General features: G+C 60.2%; 5 protein-coding genes and 1 riboswitch. Of the genes, 2 read left to right on the top strand and 3 right to left on the bottom strand.

Going from position 1 to position 5735, the window contains the following annotated elements; genetic code table 11:
- Window positions 1-51 precede the first annotated feature (51 nt).
- From NW844_RS11870 to cobO, 3 genes are all read right to left on the bottom strand, one after another.
- Entirely contained in the window at window positions 52-396 is a 345-nt protein-coding gene (locus NW844_RS11870; RefSeq protein WP_414335905.1) for a DUF1815 family protein, read from the bottom strand.
- A gap of 852 nt (window positions 397-1248) precedes the next feature.
- Window positions 1249-2616, bottom strand: a complete 1368-nt coding sequence (locus tag NW844_RS11865) for a cobyrinate a,c-diamide synthase (RefSeq protein WP_414335903.1) — start codon at window positions 2614-2616, stop codon at window positions 1249-1251.
- Between the two features lie 17 nt (window positions 2617-2633).
- On the bottom strand, window positions 2634-3374 hold the full coding sequence (gene cobO / locus NW844_RS11860) for a cob(I)yrinic acid a,c-diamide adenosyltransferase (RefSeq protein WP_414335906.1): 741 nt from the start codon (window positions 3372-3374) through the stop codon (window positions 2634-2636).
- A gap of 85 nt (window positions 3375-3459) precedes the next feature.
- Between cobO and NW844_RS11855 the strand changes: the two genes are divergently transcribed.
- Window positions 3460-3828: a hypothetical protein gene (locus NW844_RS11855; protein WP_414335902.1), complete on the top strand. Its 369-nt coding sequence runs from the start codon at window positions 3460-3462 to the stop codon at window positions 3826-3828.
- Between the two features lie 68 nt (window positions 3829-3896).
- Window positions 3897-4007: riboswitch (SAM riboswitch) on the top strand.
- 283 nt (window positions 4008-4290) lie between these two features.
- Window positions 4291-5550 (top strand): methionine adenosyltransferase, encoded by a 1260-nt coding sequence (metK, locus tag NW844_RS11850; protein WP_414335901.1) that lies wholly within the window; start codon window positions 4291-4293, stop codon window positions 5548-5550.
- Window positions 5551-5735 lie beyond the last annotated feature (185 nt).

Raw genomic sequence — 5735 nt, 5'->3', positions numbered from 1 at the left:
CGGTTGTCCAATCGCTTGGGACTTGGGGGCGAGAGACTTACGGCTTGTTTTTCAGGTGCTGGCTACCAGAGCCTCAGCCGGAGCGGCAGCCACCAACTCATCTTTGATCAGCTCTGCCAAATCCTGCAGTTGGCGAATCGCCTCTGCTCCTTCCAGTTTCATGAGCTCCCGGTCATCCCGCATTTCTGTCCAGCTAATGGAGCATTCGGAAACCAAAAAGCGAATCAGGTGACCCTCTCGTAAACTGACCATAAACGAGGCGCTTTCAAATGAAGTACCGCAGGTGTAGCAAGAAGCTGGATAGCCCCGCTTCTCCAAAACAATGGCCAGAGCCTGCAAACTCATCACCAGATCTTGAACATAGCTGCGGTACTGTTCCGCCAACCGTGTGAACATCACACTCCTCCCTACATGAATCGCCCGCTGTGGGGCTCAGTCTAGCCGAAAATGAGCCAACTAGTAATTTATGCTTATTCTGCTTGAGAGCTAAAGACATGTCTAGGATAACAACCGACAAACCCTCAAGGAAGTGATTAAAGCCACAGGGTAGGCAAAGTCTAGCCCACCAAGGTGTAGTATCCCATACTCGTCTTAACCAAAGACATCAAAATTTACCCCGACTCAAAACTTCTTACCTACTGGGATCCTCACCCAGTGCTTAGCTCAGTCTTTTCTCGAAATGCCCCGACGCAGTCCTTTTGTGGACAATTGCCTCAAAGCCCACTCCTACAGGGGTTTCAGCAGTGGGGAAGCAAGATGTAGTCCTTTGGGTTGGGTTGCCCTCTAGGTTTCTGAGCCTCTGCAAGAGGCTGGCGTGTTTGGAGTCAAGAAGGCTAAGTTTTGTAGACGAATGTGGAGCAAGGTGAGTTCCCGCCCAATTATGCTGAAAAACTCTTGGATGAAGCGAGGGATGCTTGAGAGGGAAGGGCTCAAGGTCGGCATCTGTTGTTCAGGAAAAACGAGTGACTTATTTTCAGAGTCCTCAAGCCATTCGGGATCGCTGTAAGTTGCTATTTGAAAGGGTTTTGGCCGGTGAATCGGAGCATTCTCGCCTCGATGCCGACTGCGTGACCGCCACGATCACGATCCCAGCGGGGAAATGCCCTTCCACAGGCGCTGGCGACATTCTCGCGGAGGATCCGCGGATCGCTTGGCCTGGCCGGAAAAGCGGCTCAAAGACCTGGATCCGCCGGAGCTCAGGTCAGATGTTTCTCCGCCCATCCAACGGCTCAGCGATGGCATGGTCTTCTAAGGGGAGATGGGCAGAGTTGTCCTCAAGAAGCTTTGTAAGAGCCGCATGGCCAGGTCGGGACGGGATCCCCAGTGGAGATGCAGGTAGGAGGCGTGCAGGCGCCGACCGGCCCAGCCTTCCTGGTGAGGCGGGGATCCCCAGATGTAGATTGGGTTGGGGGAGAGAGGGGTGCTGCGGGAGCGGTGAAATTCGTGCCCTCGTAGGCGATCCCCGGCCTTGGCCAGCAGGGTTGGGCGCAGGACAGTGGCCTCGCGGTAGCCCAGACACAGCCGGTCGCCCATGTCCACCTGGATAGGCAGCAGCCCGGCCAGGGGGTAGGTCTTTCCCTTGAAATCGGTGAGGGATCGTCCCAGCACCATCAGCCCGCCGCATTCGGCATAGAGGGGTGGATGGGCGGGCGGCGGTGGGCGGTGGCTTATTTTTTCGGAGAGGGTGGCGGCAAACAGTTCTGGGAACCCGCCCCCCAGCAGCAGGCCATCGCAGGGCTCCGGCGGCCACAGCCCCACCTGCAGGGGAGAGTACTCCAGCAGCTCGGCGCCACAGGCCCGCAGGAGATCTAGGTTGTCGGCGTAGTAGAAGTTAAAGGCGGCATCGCGGGCCACCCCTACCCGAACCCGACGCGGTTGTGGGGAAATCTCTGGCCACAGCTCCCCCACTGCCGGCGGCAAGGAGCGAATCAAGGGCAGTAGCTCATCCCAATTCAGATGCTGCTCGGCCAGGTCGGCCCAGGTCTCCTGCCAGCGGGGGAAGTGATCCAGTTCTGAGACGGGCACCAACCCCAGGTGGCGGCTGGGCAGGCGCAGATCCTCACGGCGGGGAAACTGGCCCAAGACCGGGATCCCCGCCGCCGCTGCTGCTTGCTGTAAAATCTGGCCGTGCCGCTCCGAGGCCACGCAGTTGAAAATCACCCCGGCAATGGTGAGGCGGGGATCAAAGCGGCTCAAGCCGTAGAGCAGAGCGGCCACCGTCATTCCCAGGCCGCTGCCGTCGATAACCAACACCACAGGGATCCCCAGCAGGCGGGCCACGTGGGCGCTGCTGGCAAAAAAGGGTTCTGTCTCGCCGGGCAGGGATGCGGGCGCTCGTCCATCGAAGAGGCCCATCACTCCCTCTACAATTGCTCCATCTTTGCCTTGGCAGTGGTGGCGAAAGCAGCGCTGCACAAAGTTCTCATCGGTTAAAAAGGGATCCAAGTTGCGACAGGGGATCCCGCTCACCGCTGTGTGGAACAGGGGATCAATGTAATCCGGCCCCACCTTGAAGGGCTGAATGCGCAGGCCCCGCCGCCTGAGAGCGGCCAACAGAGCCAGCGTGACAGTGGTCTTGCCGCTGCCGCTTGTGGCTGCCGCCACCAGAATGGCCATCTTGCCCTACCCAAGGACTAGAACTCAATGCCGATTTGCGCTTTGATCCCCTGGTCGCGGAAAGGATGCTTGACCAAGGTCATCTCGGTTACCAAGTCGGCCCGGTCGATCAGGGCAGCCGGCGCGCCCCGCCCGGTCAGGATCACATGCACCCGCTCCGGTTTTTCGGCCAGGCCGGCCAATACCTGCTCCAGGGAGAGGTACCCCAGCTTGAGGGCGACGTTGATCTCATCCAAAAGTACCAGGTGGTACTCGCCGCTGCTGAGCAGCTCCCGCCCCTTTGCCCAGGCCGCCTGCGCATGGGCGATATCCCGCTCGCGATCCTGGGTTTCCCAGGTAAAACCTTCCCCCATGGCGTAAAAGGCGATTTTCCCCAGGCCCAGCTCCGGATGGGCGGCCAACTGGCGCAACAGCTTGGCTTCGCCCGGATCCCAGGCCCCCTTGATGAATTGCACTACCCCCACCGACAAGCCTTGGCCGAGGGCACGGAAGATCATGCCGAAAGCAGCCGTGCTCTTGCCTTTGCCCTGCCCTGTATGCACGATGATCAAGCCCTTGTCATCGCGCATGCCCGATAGGCGCTGCCGCTGGATTTGCTGGCGGCGCTGCATTCTGCGGCGGTGCCACTGGTTGAGGTCAGTCTCTGTGCCCGCTAGAGACTCCGTCCCGCAATTGCCAACGCCAACAGCCTCAGGCTCTGTTGTCGAGTGGGATCCCCAAGCCGGTGCAGAGAGGTCAGACATGGCGGGTTGGGCCATAATCAGAGGAAATTCGGGTGGGCCGAGCAAGCTCTTCCCCAGCAAACTGCTTTTATCCTACCTCTGGCTGGATTGGGCTGGGATCATGAAAGAACCGGCTACCGCTTTTCGAGATAGCCTGCTGATGTACTCCTTCATCTGGGCCGTGCTGGCGGTAGGGTGTTTTCAAGTCCTGCCCCGTTTGCAAATTGCCTCTGCCGCCCAGTTACAGCCGTGGCTGGGGCCCGCCTATCTGGCCGGGCTGGGGGGATCCCTGTTGGCGGCCCTGGGATCGATGTTGGCCGTCTTGGCGGAAACAACCGCGGGCGCTGCCAGCAAAAGGCATCTGCATCGCTTGGCTTGGGCACTGGGGGCGGTTGGCTTTCTGGGAGTTCTCTTCCCTCTGGGCTTGGCGGGCGTCTTTTTTCTCAGGGCCGCCCAGTCCACCGACTGGTGGCAGGAGCTGTTGGGTTGAGACCGGCCCAGAGCGCATTTTTTTGACAAATGCGTCGAGGTTAGGGGTACCATAAGAACAAGTTCCGTTCTTTATCCAGAGCAGACTGAGGGATCAGGCCCAATGAAGCTGCGGCAACCGGCGGAAGTCTCCGCTACGGTGCCAATTCCTGCGGTTAGTCAGTAACCGAAAGATAAAGGCAATAAAGTTTTCTCTAGAGGATAGCCCTTTTAGGTGGGGGCTTTTTCTGGCGACTTTACCCTTTAGCGGCTCCCACAGCTCTGGTCGCAGCGGCGGAGCAAGGCTCTATCGCGTCAGTGGGACGAAGTCCTCGGGTGCGGTGGGTTGCTCTGGCAACTGCGCTGATCCACCGGCTAGGCCTGCCTTTCTGGGTCCTGGCCGCCGATGAACGGACAGGTGGGCCTGGCTTTCTGGCCTGAGCAGGCTCCCAGTTTCATCTGTTTCGTCTTAAGGAGAGGTTCGTTGTCCAAGTCGTTTTTGTTTTCCTCGGAGTCGGTGACGGAGGGGCACCCCGACAAAATCTGCGATCAGATCTCCGATGCCATCGTGGATGCCCTCTTGACGGCGGATCCCATGAGCCGGGTGGCGGCAGAGGTGGTGGTGAATACGGGCATGGTGATCCTGACCGGGGAGATCACCTCGCAGGCGCATGTCAACTTCACCCATCTGGTGCGGGACAAGGTGGCCGAAATTGGCTACACCGACGCCAAGAACGGTTTCTCTGCCGATAGCTGCGCGGTGTTGGTGGCTTTTGATGAGCAATCTCCCGATATTGCCCAAGGGGTGAACGTGGCCCTGGAAAGTCGCGCATCCAGGGAAGATCAATTCGACTTGGTCGGGGCCGGGGATCAGGGCTTGATGTTCGGCTTTGCCTGCGACGAGACCCCTGAGCTGATGCCCTTGCCGATCAGCTTGGCCCACCGCCTCAGCCGCCAGTTGGCCACTGTTCGCAAAAACGGCACCCTGCCCTATCTGCGCCCCGACGGCAAGACGCAGGTGACGGTGGCCTATGAGGAGGGGCGTCCGGTGGGTATCCACACCCTGCTCATCTCCACCCAGCACACGCCCACCATTGGCGCCATCACAGAAGAGGCGGCGGTGCAAGAGCGCATCCGCGCCGATCTCTGGGAGGCGGTGGTGCAGCCGGTATTTGCCGAGCTGCCCATCAAACCCGACAGCCATACCCGCTTCCTCACCAATCCCACCGGCAAGTTCGTCATCGGCGGCCCGCAGGGGGATGCCGGCTTGACCGGCCGCAAGATCATCGTCGATACCTATGGCGGCTATTCCCGTCATGGGGGCGGGGCCTTCTCCGGCAAGGATCCCACCAAGGTGGATCGCAGCGCCGCCTATGCCGCCCGCTATGTGGCCAAGAACATCGTGGCTGCCGGCCTGGCGCAAAAATGCGAGGTGCAGGTTAGCTATGCTATCGGGGTGGCCCGTCCCATCAACCTTTTGGTGGAAACCTTTGGCACAGGGCGCATCCCCGACGAAGATCTGCTGCGGCTGGTGCAGCGCCATTTTGACCTGAGGCCGGCAGCCATTCTGGCCCAGTTCCAACTGCGAGAGTTACCCCGTCAACGGGGAGGGCGCTTCTATCAAAACGTGGCGGTCTATGGGCACTTCGGGCAAACCCACCTGGATCTGCCCTGGGAGCGCACCGACAAAGCTGCGCTGCTGCGGGAGGAAGCTTTCGCCGGGGCGGCCGCCGTCCTAGCCTAGGCAAGAGTTGGGATCCCCAGGCGGCGACAGAGACGGTTTGGGGGCCCTCGGTTTTGGCTCTGCCAGGGTGGCGACACAGGGGGGCAGCTGGGTAGCCCTGTACTAAGCGCTCCGCACCGCTGACGCGAGTAGTACGGAGCGGAAAAGCCCGTTCGCGTTAGCGGGACGTAGTCCTTGAGCGACTT

Origin of the sequence: Synechococcus sp. H55.2 (genome assembly GCF_047462495.1) — a bacterium.
Classification (GTDB): domain Bacteria; phylum Cyanobacteriota; class Cyanobacteriia; order Thermostichales; family Thermostichaceae; genus Thermostichus.
This window is presented reverse-complemented; position numbering and strand designations above follow the sequence as displayed.

Bases quoted from the DNA above. Each gene is read 5' to 3' on its own strand.
- NW844_RS11870 (WP_414335905.1), bottom strand. From the start codon at position 396: ATGTTCACACGGTTGGCGGAACAGTACCGCAGCTATGTTCAAGATCTG.
- cobO (WP_414335906.1), bottom strand. From the start codon at position 3,374: ATGGCCCAACCCGCCATGTCTGACCTCTCTGCACCGGCTTGGGGATCC.
- NW844_RS11865 (WP_414335903.1), bottom strand. From the start codon at position 2,616: ATGGCCATTCTGGTGGCGGCAGCCACAAGCGGCAGCGGCAAGACCACT.
- NW844_RS11855 (WP_414335902.1), top strand. From the start codon at position 3,460: ATGAAAGAACCGGCTACCGCTTTTCGAGATAGCCTGCTGATGTACTCC.